Here is a 15851-nt window from a genome sequence, read left to right on the forward strand (position 1 = left end):
GAGAGGCAGCGGCAAAAATATAAGTACGCCCTCGCTTTAAAGGTTGGCAGCCCCATCGCCGACACCAATCAAACGAATTAAGTGTGGATACCGTCTTATGGAGCAAAACCCGCAGTCACAGCTGAAACTTCTTGTCCAACGTGGTAAGGAGCAAGGCTATCTGACCTATGCCGAGGTCAATGACCATCTGCCGGAAGATATCGTCGATTCAGATCAAATCGAAGATATCATCCAAATGATCAATGACATGGGCATTCAGGTGATGGAAGAAGCACCGGATGCCGATGATCTGTTGCTGGCTGAAACCTCCAACAACACTGACGAAGATGCGGAAGAAGCTGCTGCACAGGTACTGTCCAGCGTGGAATCTGAAATCGGGCGTACCACTGACCCGGTCCGCATGTACATGCGCGAAATGGGTACCGTTGAACTGTTGACCCGCGAAGGCGAAATTGACATCGCAAAACGCATCGAAGACGGGATCAACCAGGTTCAGTGCTCTGTTGCCGAGTACCCGGAAGCGATCACCTATCTGCTGGAGCAGTACGATCGCGTTGAAGCGGAAGAAGCGCGCCTGTCTGACCTGATCACCGGTTTTGTCGACCCGAACGCTGAAGAAGATATGGCGCCAACCGCCACTCACGTCGGTTCAGAACTGTCTCAGGAAGAGATGGATGATGACGAAGACGAAGATGAGGAAGAGAGCGACGACGACACCGCGGACGATGACAACAGCATCGACCCGGAGCTGGCGCGTGAGAAATTTGCCGAGCTGCGTACCCAGTACGAAGTGACGCGTGACACCATCAAAGCGAAAGGCCGCAGCCATGCCGCCGCTCAGGAAGAGATCCTGAAGCTGTCTGAAGTCTTCAAACAGTTCCGCCTGGTGCCAAAACAGTTCGACTACCTGGTGAACAGCATGCGCGTGATGATGGATCGCGTACGTACCCAGGAACGCATCATCATGAAGCTGTGCGTTGAGCAGTGCAAAATGCCGAAGAAGAACTTCATCACCCTCTTCACCGGCAACGAAACCAGCGAAACCTGGTTCAACGCGGCTATCGCGATGAACAAGCCGTGGTCTGAAAAACTGCACGACGTGAAGGACGATGTGCATCGCGGCCTGCAGAAACTGCATCAGATTGAAGAAGAGACCGGCCTGACCATCGAGCAGGTTAAAGACATCAACCGTCGTATGTCCATCGGTGAAGCGAAAGCCCGCCGAGCGAAGAAAGAGATGGTTGAAGCGAACTTGCGTCTGGTTATCTCTATCGCCAAGAAATACACCAACCGTGGTCTGCAGTTCCTGGATCTGATTCAGGAAGGTAACATCGGTCTGATGAAAGCGGTAGATAAGTTTGAATACCGTCGTGGTTACAAGTTCTCCACCTACGCAACCTGGTGGATCCGTCAGGCTATCACCCGCTCTATCGCGGATCAGGCGCGCACCATCCGTATCCCGGTGCATATGATTGAGACCATCAACAAGCTCAACCGTATCTCTCGCCAGATGCTGCAGGAGATGGGCCGCGAGCCGACGCCGGAAGAGCTGGCCGAGCGCATGCTGATGCCGGAAGACAAGATCCGTAAAGTGCTGAAGATCGCCAAAGAGCCAATCTCCATGGAAACACCAATCGGTGATGATGAAGATTCGCATCTGGGTGATTTCATTGAGGATACCACCCTCGAGCTGCCGCTGGACTCTGCGACCACCGAGAGCCTGCGCGCTGCGACGCACGACGTTCTGGCTGGCCTGACCGCCCGTGAAGCAAAAGTCCTGCGTATGCGTTTCGGTATTGATATGAACACCGACCACACGCTGGAAGAAGTGGGTAAACAGTTCGACGTTACCCGCGAACGTATCCGTCAGATCGAAGCGAAGGCGCTGCGTAAGCTGCGTCATCCAAGCCGCTCTGAAGTACTGCGTAGCTTCCTGGACGACTAATCGGTCCTGACAGTGAAAAAGCTCCCTTCGGGGAGCTTTTTTTTTGTTTATTCCCTCTCCCTGTGGGAAAGGGTAAGGGTGAGGGCATCAGGCCTCAGAGGATTACAGCCCCCGCACCATCAGCGCCTCATCCAGCTCGCGATACGCTTCCACCAGCTTATCCAGCGTCGCCCTGTTGAGCCCGCTCGGGTTCGGCAGCACCCACACCTGCGTAACGCCAATCATGATGCTCTGCTTGCCCCACTGCGTTCCACGCTGGCTAAACGCTTGCTCGTAGGCCTGCTTGCCGAGGATCGCCAGCGCGGCGGGCTGATAATCCTCTATCTTCTTGATCAGCTCCCGCCCGCCGCTGCGCAGCTCATGCAGGTTGACCTCGCTTGCCTGCACCGTAGGCCGCTCGACCAGCATGGTGATCCCGCAGCGCGTATCCAGCAGATGCTGCTCCTCTTCGGGCTTGAGTAGCCTGTCGGTAAACCCGGCCTGGTAGATCACCTTCCAGAAGCGATTCCCCGGATGGGCGAAGTGAAAACCGGTGTGCGCCGAGGACTTGCCCGGGTTGATTCCGCAGAACACCACCCGCAGGCCTGGGGCCAGAATATCGTTGATCATCTTTACTCCCGCTCGATACATCGTCTGGGAAGTATAAAGGATTGATTATGCGTTGTTTATAAAAACAGCAGGCAGGTGTGAATGGCTGGATTGCTGCGGGGAGTTACTTTATAATTCACCGCCACGGCCCCTTAGCTCAGTGGTTAGAGCAGGCGACTCATAATCGCTTGGTCGCTGGTTCAAGTCCAGCAGGGGCCACCAAATTTTAGTTTTAGAATCATATGATTAAGCCACTCAATTGAGTGGCTTTTTTATTGATTTTTTGAGCCGGCAACGCAGCCGCTAACCGTGGTTTAGCGAAGCCGTTCGGACACGCTCAGAGGCGCCCGGGGTCGCGATCAGGCGCTCCACGGACTCCATCGTCACGAACGTACAGCTGCAATCCACATTGGTGCACTGATGATAGCGCTCTTTGGTATTTTCACTTAGATAGCGACTGGTACGCGCATGCGCAGAGTGCTTGCACTTAGGACAATGAAACATGTACCCCTCCACTTGATTCACATTTTGTGAATCAATAATACCCAAAATAAAACCAATAGCAACTACATTACTCACTATCAACAGTAAATTTTTCGCCGCTGACGTTCAGCTCAAGCTTAAGCTGCGTGGTAAATCCGCTATCGTTGAGGGTATGCACCACCTCGCTGATGATCCACGCCTGCTCGTCGATGATGCGTTTAAAACCGTTTACCAGTACCGGCGTTTCGGGGAACAGATCGGCGCGTCCCAGGGCAAGCTGGATGGAAAACTCTACGGTTCCCCGCTGAAGCGCGCGCCACTTAGCCTCTGCGGCCCTGAGCGCCTGCTCTTCAGAGGCATAAACCGTGGTTAGCTCAAATACGTTCTCCGCCGATCCCACCAGCCTCTCTTGCGGTTTCTGCTCCTTGCCTGCTGCTCCCGCTACCGGTGCGGCGGCATCCGGGTGCTGCAGTGCTTCTGTCTGCTGCCCTCCGGACTGACGATTAATACTCAATTGAGGATTTTGTTGTTTGGGGTCACGCGTTTGCAGCCATTTGGCCGTTACGCCGGAATAATTTTCACGGTCAGTTATGGAAAAAAGGTGCTTATCGCCATCCCCACGTTCAATCATCATTAAGGAAAGCGGAGTGCCGCTGGCCGTCACGGCCTGGCCCGCTTTCATAAAGATAATCTTCCCGGCTTTGATTGAAACAAATGCTCCATTACGTTCAGCAAGGCGGGAGAGGAAGGCCGCGTCTGTCTCCTGAGACTGGTCAATATGAGAGATGGCGATGGATGCAAGCCCCGACGCGACGCTGGCGGTCAACTGGTTACGCTGAGCGATGGTATCGACTATTGCGCCAATCGTCGTGTCATGCCACGACTGTTCGCGCCGCACGTTTAGCTTTCCACGAAAATCTGCGCTGAATCCCTGGATGGTCAGCGTGTCCGGCGCGCCCCGGAAATGAATCGCATCAATCGTAAAGTCCCCTTTCTCCTCGAGCGGGGTACCCTCCCATCCCAGCCATAAGGACAGCCTTGCCCCCCGGGCAGGCAAGTCCAGCAGCCCGTCGGAATCATCCAGCAGAATATCCAGCTGATCGGCTTCCAGCCCCCGTTTGTCGGTCATGGTCAGGCTGATAAGACGATGGCTGAAATTTTGCGTGATATCACGATCGTCAAGCTTAAGCATAAAATCAGGGGCGATTTTTCCACCCGCCCGGATATTCATTTCGGTGATCATCCCACCAGCCCTCCAATGCTATTCCGTGCGCTTTCCACCAGCTCTGAGGCCTGCGTTCGCAGGTCGCCAAACGTCGTCATCAGCGATTCGTCCACGCGTTTTAGCGACAGGGTAAACTCAATTTTTCGGGCGGTACCGTCACTGTAAAAATCCGAATGCGTGTGCGTGACTTTCTCAATGACAAACATGCCGTGAATGATGCCGGTACCGTCTATCAGCGGCCATGCCCGCCCCTCATTTGCCATCAGCTCAACCGCCTTGAGCGAAAGCCGCCCTCCCGTGAGTTCCGGGTAAAGTAAGCCGGAGAGGCTAAAGGATGTCTCACCTTCGCCAAGGTACTGCCAGGCTTTGGGTTTCCCGATGCGAGCGCTGGATGCCCAGCGGTAGTCTTTTGTGAATATCATTGACTGATACGGTAAGGTTCGTCGTTCAAAGACAAACAGCCCCAGCACCATTAACATTTTCTCTCTCCTCAACTATACATAAAGCTGGATTGCTGCCGTCTCGCTTTATCCTGTTCAATGCTATCTATCGTCTCCCGGATTTGACGCGTCAGATCCGTTCCGGAGGCCGTGCCCCCCTGCAGCGTGATGTTATATTCGCTTTTACTCTGATCGACGTAAGAGCGTCCTCCAGTAGCGATGGTCGGCTGATACCCCAGGCTGCCGCCAGAGATCCCCGCGCCCGGAATATAAGCGCTGCCCGCCGGTGAGGATGCCGCTTCTGCTTTTGCCGCAGCGGCGTCGAGATCGCCCGACTCGTTTTTGATAATACCGAGCTTCTCCAGCAGCCAGCTGGCCTTGCCGCTCAGGCTATTAAAGAGATCAAGCGGGGCCATTAACGCATCGCCCAGCGCCTGACCAAAAATCACGCCAGCGTTTTTACAGCCATCCAGCGTTTCCTGCGTCGCCTTGATCGGCGTAATCAAGTCGGTGAACCATTGCCAGATACCGCCCAGCTTCTCCGAGATAGCGTCAAACACCGCCATCACCGGTGAGAACAGCGCACCCAGCGGTGCGAAAGCCGTTGAAAGCCCTTCCATCACCCCGCCAAAGAAGGCGCTGATGGGCTCCCAGTATTTAAAAATCAGCAAAGCACCGGCAGCAATCGCCGCGCCAAGGGCAATCACCGGCCAGCTAAGGGCACCCAGCACCGTCATGATGGCGCCGCCCACCACGCTGAATACCGTTCCCAACATCCCGGCCGCGGTAATAACCATATTGACGCCCGTCAGTACCGGGCCGATAACCGTGCCTACGCCACCCAGTACGCCAGCAAACGCCTGCGCGCCGACAACGATGCTGGCGAGGGTCTGCGTCAGCTCAGGGTTGGCATTCACCCAAAGGGAGGCCGTACCAAGCCAGCCGGTTGCGGTTGTTATCAGGTTGCGCAGAGCGCCATCCGCTTTATCAAATACATCAATCTTCAACCCGTTCCACGCGGCCTGGAATCGGTTGATATCACCGTCAAGATTATCGGTCTGCACGGAAGCCGCGAGCGCGGTACTGCCCTTTGCCCCCTGCAACTGCTGGCGTTTTTCATCAAGCGATCCATCACCCGCCGCGGAAGCCAGCGCCCCCGCGGCTTTTATGGCATCCGGAGTCTGAACATGGCGCAACATCGCGCTGAGCGCGTCCCCCGCGGCAGCGCCTTTCATTCCTTTTTCCGCCAGAACGCCAAGCAGCGCGGTGGTCTCTTCAAGCCCCATACCGGCGGCATCCGCAGCGGGCGCAGCGGAGGTAACGGCCGCCACTATCTCAGCGAGGCTGGTATTCGAAGAGGCAGAACCGCGCGTAAGCACATCTGCGATGCGTCCCGCGTCCGCATCGGCCAGGCTATACGCGGCCTGCGTGCTGGCGATCATATCGGCCGCGTTAGCCGCGTCGACATTCCCCGCCAGGCTGAGGTTGACCGTTGGCGCGATGGCCGCAAGCAGCCCATCGACGTCATAGCCTGAACGAGTCAGTTCAGTTTGTGCCCGGAGGATCGTATCTGCGGGTACTCCGGTCCTGGCGCTGACCTCACGCGTCTGCTGGCGAATGGCCTCAAGCCGGGGATCCCCCTTCGCCAGACCAAGGTTTGCCTGAATGGCCGACATCTGCTTTTCAAAGCTGATGCCAGGCGCCATAAACCGGGACGTCTGGTCAAAGCCCGCTTTTGCGATGCCCACGCCCGTATTCGCAAGCTGACGCACCCGCGCGGTAACGCGTTTGCCTGACTCGTAGCGATTCTGAACGACACTCAGCCGCTCCTGCTGCTGATTGACGCGGGCCAGCGCCTCCCGCTGTCGGTTAAGCTGCTGCGTTTTTTCGCTGATGTGACTTTTTAAACGACGTTCATCCGACGAGAGCGTGCGCGTGTTCACTCCCGCCTGAGCGAGTTCAGTACGCTGACGCTGTACCGAGTAGCGTAAGCTGTTGTACTCATGCTTCAGGTCGACTGCCGATTTTCGGGCTGCAGTCAGCGCATCAGCCTGCGCCTGGGTGGGGTTTTGCGTGTTTTTAAACTGTACCGCCAGCGCCGCGGCCTGCTGTTTCGCCTGAGCAAGCGACTGCTCCGTCGTGGCGAGCCGGGCATTTGCTTTTCTGAAGCCGTTAATGCGCCCCGCCTGCTCATCGAGCGCCCCCAGCGCCGTCTGCGCATCGCGGATATCGCTCGCGAGAGTGAGGCTGGCGTTCTGGAGAGCGTTAAGCGGTCGGGTTGCCCGGTCGACTGCCTTAAGCAGCTCCTGAAGACTGACATTATTACTCATGGTGGTTTCCGCTTCGCTGCAGCGCTTTTTCGCGCCATAAGAGGAGTTCGGTCACGCTAAGGGAGTACAGTTCTGACGGCGGCCAGTGAAAAATCACCGCGATATCCGCCATCAGATCGTCGACCGACACATTTTCGGGAAATTTTAGCGAGCCGAAGCCGGTGACAAAAAACCGATCACCTTACCTGCAAAAGAGAGCAGATCGCAGGCATCCAGGCGTGCAACCTCATGCTCGGTCAGCGCCGGCGAGGTCATTCGCGGCAGCACCTTAATCAGCGCATCCACGTCAGATTGCGCCAGCGACGCCAGCGATACGCCGCGCAGGGTCCCCGCATTGGGTTTTGCGACGGTCACCTTTTCGATTTTTTGCTCGCCGCGCTGAACGGGGCTATCAAGCGTGACGATGTGTGGGTTTTCACTTTCGTTCATGGCGGTCTCGTTGATATGTTCCATTTCGTTACTCTTCAGAAAGTTAACTCACCGGCCGGTAATCCCGGCCGGTTAAAGGGTTACAGGCCGATGGCCTTACGGTGTTCTGCCAGGCGATCGACGCCGTCGACTTTGAGCACCATGTTGATGATGTCGATTTCGATGATCTCTTTGCCATCAATGGTCAGCTGGTAGTAAGCGCACTCGGTGGACATCTTGGTGGTGCCGCTCTCGCCCTGCTTGTTTTCACCGCCATCAAACTCTTTATGACGGCCGCGCATGACGATTTCGACGGCGGAGATTTCGCCGGTATCATCGCGCTGATAAGAGCCGGTAAAGCGCAGCGGCACGCTGTCCGCGCCCGGAGAGGCGTACTGCGCCCACAGCGCGGCGTCCGGCAGACCGCCGACGGTCCACTCCAGCGCCAGGGCATCATCGTCCAGGCCGAGGTCGACAGAGACCGAGCCCGGCATACCGCCGCCGCGATACTTCTCCAGCTTGCGGGTAAGCTTCGGTAGGGTCACGGACTCGACAACGCCCATATAGCTCAGGCCATCGTTGAACATATTTAGGTACTTAAGTTTGCGTGGTAACGCCATGCTTCAGCTCCTTAGCTGTTAACCGAATCTGACAGGTCTGCCAGATAGGTATCGGTGATGCGCTGGCGCAGGGTCAGATTTTCCAGCGGCGGGACAGGGGTGTAGTCGTAATCGATATACAGTTTCCCCGCTTTCAGGGTGGTTGCATCGTTCGACTCAGGGTCATACCAGCAGGAGCCGTCGACGATATAGCCGTTGGTTTTCAGCTCGCGGAACTTGGCGTTAATACCGGAAACGATGTCGCGAATAAGCGTTGGCGTGATGGGTTTATCCATCGCCCACGCGTGCGCTTCCGCCATGGTATCGGCCAGCACCTGTGCGGTACGGGTGTAGTTTTCAAAGACGAATAACGGATCGTCTGAGCAGGTACGGTTACCCCAGAATTTAAAGCCGTCGTTGCGAATCAGCGTGGTGACGCCAGCCTGGTTGAGCAGGTTCGCGTCGGTAGCCTGTTCCTGCAGATCCCAGGAGACAGAAGCGCTTACGCCAGTAACGCCGTTGACGCCAACGTTTGACAGGGTTTTATGCCAGCCCATGGTCTGGTCGATTTTGGCGCGCAGGCCAAGCGCGTGGGCGGTCGCCCAGGCCGTTGTCGTTGCGTTCGTGGTGGTATCCCATGCCAGAAAATCAGGATGAATAACCATCAGCTCGCGCTGGCTGAAGTTTTTGCGATAGTTAATCGCCTCAGAAATGGTTTTACATCCCCACGCGCTGACATAGCCGAACGCGCGCAGGCTCTGGCACATTGCGGCCAGTGCGGTCGCCACTTCCTGAGAGTCCAGCCCCGGCGCGCCGAGAATACGCGGCTTAACGCCGGTTACCGTTTTCGCTGTGAGAAGCGCCTTCAGGCCGGTGTATTTACCGTTTTCATCGGTGGTACCGATGATGTTGGAAACGGTCTGCTTGCGCGCCTCTTCCGGGGTTTCAGCGGTGCCTTCGGCCACGCGAACAACCACGACAACCGGTTTGCACTGGTCGGCGATCGCCTGCAGAGAAGCGGACAGCGTCCCCGCCTTGCCGGCTTTCGCAATCGCGTTTTGCACGTTGGTAATGAGCACGGGCTCGTTTAAAGGAAATGTCTTGTCGTCAGCATCGCTGGCCGTACAGACCATGCCGATGATTGCCGTCGAGAAAGTGGAAATGGTGCGGGTGCCATCGTTGATTTCGATAACTTCCACGCCGTGGTGAAAATCACTCATCCGTTTAACTCCTTGGTTAGTTGGTGAGTGATATTGTCGCGGCTGGGCTTGCTATGAGCTAACCATCCCTGTCCAGCGGCCGCTGGCACAACGATTGTCCGACTATCGTGGCGGGGAATTTTTTATAAAGCGTGGAAATACCTACATCAAAAATTAACGCAACGCGCTGTCGGGATTCCCCGGAAGCAATCAGCCTGCCAGCCTGAGCCCATTCCTCCTGCGTCAATTTAGGGCGTCGGCCACCAATTCGTCCCTGTTCTCGCGCTGCGGCCAGCCCGGCGCACGTCCTCTCGACAATGAGTTCACGCTCCATTTCAGCAAGCGCCCCCATGATATGGAAGAAGAAACGACCCATTGGCGTTGAGGTATCAATGCTATCAGTCAAACTGCGGAAGTTAATGCTTCGCTGGCGTAGTTCCTCGGTCATTGAAACGAGGTGGCGCATACTGCGCCCGAGCCGATCAAGTTTCCATACAACGAGAGTATCGCCCGCATTAAGTTGTCTGAGAGCTCGATTGAGTCCCGGTCTGTTTGTCGATTTACCGCTGATTTTATCTTCAAAAATGAGCTCACATCCTGAACGCTGCAGCGCGTCACGCTGTAAGGCGGTGTTTTGTTCATTTGTTGACACGCGTACGTAGCCAATAAGCATGGTATTTCTCTCCGTCAAAACCGGAAATCATGCCATTTAATGGATAAACACGCATTTTCAAAAACCTTGGTTTGGGAGGAGCTAAATACGTAACCAGTCGAGGAAGTAACGCAAATGGAGCTTGGGTAATATGGTCGGATGGAGCCATTGAGGTTATGGGGTATGGTGTAATCCTTGATAACGGCCTGGCAACGGTTAATTACCCAATTGCGCTGCCAGGTATAAGCCGCTATATCAGCATTGCCGAACGTCTTTCTGCTGATCCCGGTACTACGCCCAACTATGCTCATTCATCAATGATCATTGATGCTTTAACAACAAATGTCGGTTTCAAAGCTCGTTGCACAATGGCCGCAACGGGTGCCCCATCAAATAATGGTTTTTCGTGGAGAGTTTACTATGCGCCTATTTAATCCGATCACGATGACAGAGGTCATTCATGGTTTCCACGATACTGGAGGTGCTATTCAACTCCCTGAGGATAACTGGTTTTTCACGATGCGGGAAATACCAGAGGGAATGCGACTTGACGTCAATGAAAAAGGTGAGCCATCTCTTATGGAAATTAAATCTGATATCTCTGACAACGAATAAATGAATACGCTGTCTGGCTAAATGCAGAAAATATCAGGTGCTACTGATGATTATTGATCCATCAAAAGCACCCGATATTGAATGACCTATACCTCGGGTTTCGGTGGAAGGTTAAGGTTCGGAGCGGTATCGGTATCAACCTTAGTTAACTTATAACGATACCGCTGCCATTCAGTCAGACGAGGGATATCTGCATCATCAATGTAGCCTCCAGCCTGAGCATCTACCAATGGTGCGATAATTGCAGACGCTTCCGCTAGCAATGCAGTTTTCTGCTGTTCGGCCTTTGCCACATCCGCAGAGTGTTTCGCTTTTGCGTCGGTTATCCACTCGCTGCCATTCCACTTATCATATGGCGTTCCAGGGGCTTGTGTCGTCGTATCTTTCGGATAATCACCCGGTAGGGAAATCGTGACTTTCTCCCCTGACTTTGTGCTATATACAGTTTTACCGCGATGATCAGCGATGTACTCCCATCCGTTTAAGTCAAAGGTGCGGCAAATAGTAAAACCTTCTTTAATTTCACCAGGCGCATCAATGCATGACAAGGCTGGAATACCTACACCTTCCGCTAAATATTCAACCGAGGAGGAAATATATTCGCGCGTTTCACCATCGTAGTTAAACACAGTTATATCACCGGTCACTGTAGCAATAAGCTCATTGTTTAATTTTGCCTTCGCCATTATGCGGCCCTCACGATGTAGTTAAATGCGATGTTGCGCGGACGGGTTTCCGTCGCAGAACGCGCTACAAGGGATGAATCAAAGACAAGATCGACCCCCTGATAATCGGCATTCTGAGCGTTAGTATTTGGGTAAATGTTACTTCCGCGCTTAAAAATTCCGCTGACATTAGACGTGCTGCTATTCACGAAGCCAGTTGCCGCGCCGTTACTTGCTGAACCAGTCATTTTTTGAAGGGCATCAAGCTGCAAAGAAAGCAGCGTTCGACCACTATCAATCCCACGCACGTCATCCCAGCCACGGATAAACTCCCCGCGCAGGTCTGGCAATTTGAGTGCGGGAAAGGCAAGTGCCAGATTCGGATATTGGGAAGCCGCGAACGCGGCTCCGTTGCATTTAAGCCACCCCGTCGGTGGAGTTGCTGACGGCCACGGAACGGGTACACCGACAGGCAAAGCAGAGCCTTCTCCCAAACCAAGGTTTTTGAGAACCTCGGCGCTCAACCCTGCAGCAGCAATTTCTTTTAACGCATTGGCGATTAAAGGGTACTGTTTATGCGGATTATCAGCAGCAATATGCTTTTTCATCTGATCATCAGCGTAGCCCTTAACCTCGATAACTTTATCGTCAACGTACTGGCGCGTTGCCAGCACAACTGAGGGATCAATTTTCAGAGAAATTGACGATGTGCTCGACACAATAAGAATCATGCGGATGGTCTGCGTGCGGCCACTGCCTTCCTGCAGCTGAGGCTTATATGTCTCCGGGCAGTTAGCCACGGCGATCAGAATGCCGTCGTCGTCATAGAGACCGATCTCTCGGATCCAGAAACCGCCCTCATTCTCGGGAATAATCTGTTCAGCGATGATCTGGCTGGTATTGTTTGGGTCAACAGCGAGCAGGTTCAGCGGCGCTATGCGTTTTTGGTTGACGAGCTTCGTCTGCGCCGGGTCGGGGGTTGGCAACGTTCCGTTGGCGTCGCCTACCGCCATTTGCGTCAGGTTGAGTTGCGTACCAAGTGCCGTCGCGTTAGCTAGCCGCGCCGCGCCCTGATTCGTCAGTATGGCAAAATATTTTGCGGTCATGCGTTCACTCTCAGGTTATCAATCAAATGGATGGCCGAGGCCGGGTAATAATCACCACCGACAATAAGTTCCTCAGTGGTATAGGGGTAAACAGCCAGCGCATCGCCGTGATAGCATCCTGCGCCGACATAAAACTCTCCCGTTGAGCTCAGGCTGATAGCCAGCCCGGTCATGTGTCTACTTGCCGGTTTGGCATCCTCAATGAGCCGTTCAAGCTCCTGATACATTTCGTCAGTGATGCCGTTATCAAGCACACCGACAACCAGACGGAATGTGCCTGGCTCCTCACCGAGCTGCCACCACTCGCGTACCTCAATCAAAAAGCCAAGCGGTTCCACCACACGACGCAATGCGCTGATGGTTCCTTTGTGCTGATGGACGAAAAACGAGGACGCACAGACGCTGCGCTTCGTGCTCTCCGGCCACGCCTCATCCCAACGGTCTACCGACAGCGCCCATGCCAGGTAGGGAAGTAAATTTACCGGGCACGCGCTGGGGTTCCATAACGTGCGTAGAGGTACCGGCACACGCTCAATATTCGAGAGCGCAGCGGCAGCGGCGACTTCCAGCGGCGAGGATCCAACGGGTAACAGCCTTTCACTCATCCGAACCCCCGATTGCTATCTGATACGAGGTACAGTTCGAGGCCTGCGACTTACTCAGTACAATGTCAGAGTGGGGAGATTCCAGTTCCACGCGCTGCACGCCTTCAACGTGAAGTGCTGCATAGATGGCCGACAGACGAATATCGCGTCCAAGGCGATGCTGTGCGCTGATATAATTCTGCAGCTTCTGCTCTGCAGCTTGCCTGATGGGTTCAGCTTCTGGTCCGGGATAAACGTAGAGCGTTGCGTTTATCTTGTAAGGCACAATTTCTGCTGACTGGACAGTTACACGATCGCCGACCGGGCGGACGGTTTCAGCGTTAAGCGCTTTTTCAACAACCGCCAGTAGTTCAGGACGAGCGGTACCATCACCCTCACGGGATAACACCGAAATCGTCACGTATGCGGGCTGAGGGCTTTCAACCGAAACGTCAGCGACCCGTCCGTCGGCGCTTCGACCATGATATTCATAGGCTCCAACCGGCCCCGCGACGCTCAACCCTTCAAAGGCCTGCTGCGCACGCAGTCGCAGGTCAGCATCAGACTCCATGACGGCAGCCGTTGGCGGAATGGTAGTGTCATCGCCCGGGGTGATGGTCAGGCGTTCGGTATTATTGTTTCCCGCAATAACGTCCAGATCGTGACCGGAAGAATAAGCCAGCGTCACGGCCAGCGCAGCCTCATTAACCCGCTGGCGCCAGATAACTTCCCGGTAGGCGTTCTCCTGCAGCAGCTTCACAATCGGCTCGGATTCCAGCGTCAGCGTCCGTGCAATCGCCTCTCGCTCCTCTTCCGGATAGAGGGAGACAAAGGTGGCCTTTCGTTCTGCCAACAGCGTTTCATAATCCACCTCCTCCACGACATCAGGCGCGGCGAGCTGGCTCAGATCAACAATAGCCATAGCGTTTAACTCAGTGAAATAGTGATAGAAAAGGATTGCCCGGAGGTGGGGCGCGTGCCGGTGATATCGACATACAACGTCCCGTCGTTCTCCGAACGCTCGAAAGTGATGGCCGTCAGGCTTATTCGCGGCTCCCATTTCTGGATGGCGGAATAACAGGCGGCCATGATTTGCAGACGCAGCGCCGGGCTCTGCGGCCTGTCGATCATCGCCGCCAGCAGCGAGCCGTAATCCCGCCGCATGACCCGCGAGCCAATCGGCGTAACCAGAATGTCGCGCACGCTTTGCCGGATGTGTTCCGCCTCTGAAAGGCTAAGCCCGGTCTGCCTGTTCATCCCCCTGTAAAGCACCGTCATTGTGTCCCCTTAGTCCAGCTTCCACCGCTTTGCACACTGCCGTGCGCGTGGTTATCCACCTGCACCCCGTTGGAGGTGAATTTACCGCCGGAATGCTCAATATTTCCGGCCATCACGCCGCCCTTCTGCACTTCAAGAGAGGCAGTAATTAACTTGTTGGTACACACCACTTCAGGCGTATCCAGCGTGATGCGGGACGTTGACGTCACCCTCACCTCCGGCACGGTGGCGGTCAGCGATTCAGAGGCGGTAATGTCGGCCGTTTTAATGCCTGTAACCGTCAGCGCCCCGCGACCGGGTTCGTACTCGATGACCGCCCCGTCAGGAAACGAGACGTGGAACGCATCAGGTGACCCGGACGGCGCCGGATGGTCGTCAGAGAAAATGCCGGGCAGCACAAAGGCGGTATCAAGCTCGCCGCCGATGGCCAGCAGCAGCACCTGCTCTCCCTCGGAAGGGGCCCACCAGACGCGTGAACGTCCCGCACGACAGGTGAGCCAGTTCAGCCAGGTGGTTTTCATCCCGCCGGTCTGGACACGACAAAGCCCTCTGCTGAGGTCAACATCGGTCACAACACCGATACGAATAAGATTGCGGATCGCGCGAGCGATGCCGTTCATGGAAGTTAATGTATTCATGAGAAGAGAATGCCGTTCAGGAGGAACGGCAGCAACGAGACGGGGTTTTCTGCGGGATGATACAACAAGCGGTCCAGACGGCAGTCGGATGGCGGCCTTCAGCGCGGGGAAATTACTCCTCCCACTGGCTGACCAGCTCGCCGTTAACGTACAGCGCCTTCGGACGCGTGACGGGCTCCGGCAGCGGCGGCTCGGGGGAATACGTCGCGTGCAGAGCGCCCTGCTCCTGGGAAACAAGAATACGCTCGGTTAATTGCACGCTGATGGTGATATCCATCGTATCGTCATCGTTTAAGACGATCGCGAAGGTGTAACCGTTTTTGCGGCCTTCATCGAGGGTAAAAATATCCGGCTGGTTTTCCCGAAGCCAGGCCAGCACAGGGACGAAAAATCCCTCGCTGTCGCCGGTGAAGCCGCTAACCTTCGCGTTCAGCGCATACCGCTTTTCAAAGGAGAGCGAGGAGGCCTGGCGGGCGTCAATATTGCCGCCTCCGACCGACATCTGCAGGCGCTCCGGGTTGGCATTGAGTTGGGGGATCGCGTCAATTAATGCCTGACGCAGGCTCTTGAGTTTGTGCATCGAGTTTATCCTGACAGTCTTTAATGGTTTCAACCTGCAGCGCGCAGGCGATAAGGGCGTATTCCAGCCTGCGAATATCCGCGCTGAGATCGCCGTTAGTGGCGGGTTCGCTCCCCGGCATCGGGCAGCGGCTCACCTTCGGGCAGGCGTTGTAAACAATGGGCTGCAGAGGCGCAGGCGGTGCGGGTGTGCAGCCTGCGGACAGCATCAGGCAGCTGAGCGGTATACCAGCGGCGTAACGCTTCATTTTCATTGAGTAATCTCCCGATAGTCGCTTCCCGTCTTGCCCTCTCCTCGCCCGCGGTGACAAGCTCCTCACGGAGCCTGACCTGGGCGTTTTCATTTGCTCTGGCCATTCGCTGCGACAGGGACAGCTGCTGATTAAGCGTGGCGAGGGCCGTTTTTTGCTCGCTGGCGACCCGGTTGGCCGCGGCTAAGGAACGGGACAGGTTCAGGTTGTCATGACGAAGCCACAGCGCGATGGCCAGCAGCCCGGCCAGCGCCAGCATGAGCGTT

Annotated in this window: 22 protein-coding genes and 1 tRNA gene; 4 read left to right on the forward strand and 19 right to left on the reverse strand. The window is 55.4% G+C overall.

Going from position 1 to position 15851, the window contains the following annotated elements:
* Positions 1-97 precede the first annotated feature (97 nt).
* Complete coding sequence (gene rpoD, locus USF70_RS12475; RefSeq protein ID WP_023309228.1) at positions 98-1945, forward strand: RNA polymerase sigma factor RpoD; 1848 nt, start codon at positions 98-100, stop codon at positions 1943-1945.
* A 102-nt stretch (positions 1946-2047) separates the two neighbouring features.
* Here rpoD and mug read toward each other — a convergent pair whose 3' ends face one another.
* Positions 2048-2554 carry a G/U mismatch-specific DNA glycosylase gene (mug, locus tag USF70_RS12480; protein WP_029741755.1) on the reverse strand — a complete coding sequence of 169 codons (507 nt, stop codon included), beginning with the start codon at positions 2552-2554 and terminating at the stop codon, positions 2048-2050.
* Between the two features lie 125 nt (positions 2555-2679).
* Between mug and USF70_RS12485 the strand changes: the two genes are divergently transcribed.
* Positions 2680-2755, forward strand: a tRNA-Ile gene (locus USF70_RS12485).
* Between the two features lie 81 nt (positions 2756-2836).
* Here the strand turns inward: USF70_RS12485 and USF70_RS12490 are convergent.
* The 9 genes from USF70_RS12490 to USF70_RS12530 all read right to left on the reverse strand — a co-directional run bounded on the left by USF70_RS12490 (position 2837) and on the right by USF70_RS12530 (position 9890).
* Entirely contained in the window at positions 2837-3037 is a 201-nt protein-coding gene (locus USF70_RS12490; RefSeq protein ID WP_029741756.1) for an ogr/Delta-like zinc finger family protein, read from the reverse strand.
* Between the two features lie 67 nt (positions 3038-3104).
* Positions 3105-4259, reverse strand: coding sequence for a phage late control D family protein (locus tag USF70_RS12495; protein WP_232938733.1), 1155 nt, complete (start codon positions 4257-4259; stop codon positions 3105-3107).
* Positions 4256-4720: a phage tail protein gene (locus USF70_RS12500; protein WP_023309232.1), complete on the reverse strand. Its 465-nt coding sequence runs from the start codon at positions 4718-4720 to the stop codon at positions 4256-4258. The genes USF70_RS12495 and USF70_RS12500 overlap by 4 nt, the downstream gene beginning before the upstream one ends.
* 11 nt (positions 4721-4731) lie before the next feature.
* On the reverse strand, positions 4732-7011 hold the full coding sequence (locus USF70_RS12505) for a phage tail tape measure protein (protein ID WP_320735672.1): 2280 nt from the start codon (positions 7009-7011) through the stop codon (positions 4732-4734).
* Positions 7004-7123: a GpE family phage tail protein gene (locus USF70_RS12510; RefSeq protein ID WP_023616176.1), complete on the reverse strand. Its 120-nt coding sequence runs from the start codon at positions 7121-7123 to the stop codon at positions 7004-7006. Before USF70_RS12510 ends, USF70_RS12505 begins: the two co-directional genes overlap by 8 nt.
* A gap of 32 nt (positions 7124-7155) precedes the next feature.
* On the reverse strand, positions 7156-7464 hold the full coding sequence (locus tag USF70_RS12515; RefSeq protein ID WP_033146681.1) for a phage tail assembly protein: 309 nt from the start codon (positions 7462-7464) through the stop codon (positions 7156-7158).
* Positions 7465-7520: 56 nt separating this feature from the next.
* The gene (locus USF70_RS12520) at positions 7521-8039 is read right to left on the reverse strand and encodes a phage major tail tube protein (protein ID WP_023309235.1); all 519 of its coding nucleotides are present in this window, start codon (positions 8037-8039) and stop codon (positions 7521-7523) included.
* Positions 8040-8050: 11 nt separating this feature from the next.
* A complete protein-coding gene (locus USF70_RS12525; RefSeq protein WP_320735673.1) occupies positions 8051-9238 on the reverse strand; it encodes a phage tail sheath protein in 1188 nt (395 codons plus the stop codon).
* 58 nt (positions 9239-9296) lie between these two features.
* Positions 9297-9890 carry a recombinase family protein gene (locus USF70_RS12530; protein ID WP_033146684.1) on the reverse strand — a complete coding sequence of 198 codons (594 nt, stop codon included), beginning with the start codon at positions 9888-9890 and terminating at the stop codon, positions 9297-9299.
* Positions 9891-10045: 155 nt separating this feature from the next.
* On the opposite strand from USF70_RS12530, the gene USF70_RS12535 reads away from it, so the two are divergent.
* Complete coding sequence (locus tag USF70_RS12535; RefSeq protein ID WP_223998064.1) at positions 10046-10303, forward strand: hypothetical protein; 258 nt, start codon at positions 10046-10048, stop codon at positions 10301-10303.
* Positions 10290-10484, forward strand: coding sequence for a hypothetical protein (locus USF70_RS12540; RefSeq protein ID WP_064673334.1), 195 nt, complete (start codon positions 10290-10292; stop codon positions 10482-10484). The genes USF70_RS12535 and USF70_RS12540 overlap by 14 nt, the downstream gene beginning before the upstream one ends.
* A gap of 86 nt (positions 10485-10570) precedes the next feature.
* Here the strand turns inward: USF70_RS12540 and USF70_RS12545 are convergent, their stop codons facing one another.
* The 9 genes from USF70_RS12545 to lysB form a co-directional block, all read right to left on the reverse strand.
* Positions 10571-11170, reverse strand: coding sequence for a tail fiber assembly protein (locus tag USF70_RS12545; RefSeq protein ID WP_033146685.1), 600 nt, complete (start codon positions 11168-11170; stop codon positions 10571-10573).
* Positions 11170-12255 carry a phage tail protein gene (locus USF70_RS12550; RefSeq protein ID WP_232938735.1) on the reverse strand — a complete coding sequence of 362 codons (1086 nt, stop codon included), beginning with the start codon at positions 12253-12255 and terminating at the stop codon, positions 11170-11172. The genes USF70_RS12545 and USF70_RS12550 overlap by 1 nt, the downstream gene beginning before the upstream one ends.
* Positions 12252-12860, reverse strand: a complete 609-nt coding sequence (locus tag USF70_RS12555; protein WP_224979552.1) for a phage tail protein I — start codon at positions 12858-12860, stop codon at positions 12252-12254. Before USF70_RS12555 ends, USF70_RS12550 begins: the two co-directional genes overlap by 4 nt.
* Positions 12853-13761 (reverse strand): baseplate assembly protein, encoded by a 909-nt coding sequence (locus tag USF70_RS12560; RefSeq protein WP_033146687.1) that lies wholly within the window; start codon positions 13759-13761, stop codon positions 12853-12855. The genes USF70_RS12555 and USF70_RS12560 overlap by 8 nt, the downstream gene beginning before the upstream one ends.
* A gap of 5 nt (positions 13762-13766) precedes the next feature.
* Complete coding sequence (locus tag USF70_RS12565; protein WP_320735674.1) at positions 13767-14117, reverse strand: GPW/gp25 family protein; 351 nt, start codon at positions 14115-14117, stop codon at positions 13767-13769.
* Positions 14114-14755 (reverse strand): phage baseplate assembly protein V, encoded by a 642-nt coding sequence (locus tag USF70_RS12570; protein ID WP_320735675.1) that lies wholly within the window; start codon positions 14753-14755, stop codon positions 14114-14116. Before USF70_RS12570 ends, USF70_RS12565 begins: the two co-directional genes overlap by 4 nt.
* Positions 14756-14867: 112 nt before the next feature.
* A complete protein-coding gene (locus tag USF70_RS12575) occupies positions 14868-15335 on the reverse strand; it encodes a phage tail protein (protein WP_064673338.1) in 468 nt (155 codons plus the stop codon).
* On the reverse strand, positions 15298-15543 hold the full coding sequence (lysC, locus tag USF70_RS12580; RefSeq protein ID WP_231926973.1) for an Rz1-like lysis system protein LysC: 246 nt from the start codon (positions 15541-15543) through the stop codon (positions 15298-15300). The genes USF70_RS12575 and lysC overlap by 38 nt, the downstream gene beginning before the upstream one ends.
* Positions 15431-15844 (reverse strand): Rz-like lysis system protein LysB, encoded by a 414-nt coding sequence (gene lysB / locus USF70_RS12585; RefSeq protein WP_071891638.1) that lies wholly within the window; start codon positions 15842-15844, stop codon positions 15431-15433. Before lysB ends, lysC begins: the two co-directional genes overlap by 113 nt.
* Positions 15845-15851: the final 7 nt, after the last annotated feature.

This window comes from Enterobacter sp. 237C8 (genome assembly GCF_034106865.1).
In the GTDB taxonomy this organism is placed as follows: domain Bacteria; phylum Pseudomonadota; class Gammaproteobacteria; order Enterobacterales; family Enterobacteriaceae; genus Enterobacter; species Enterobacter asburiae_B.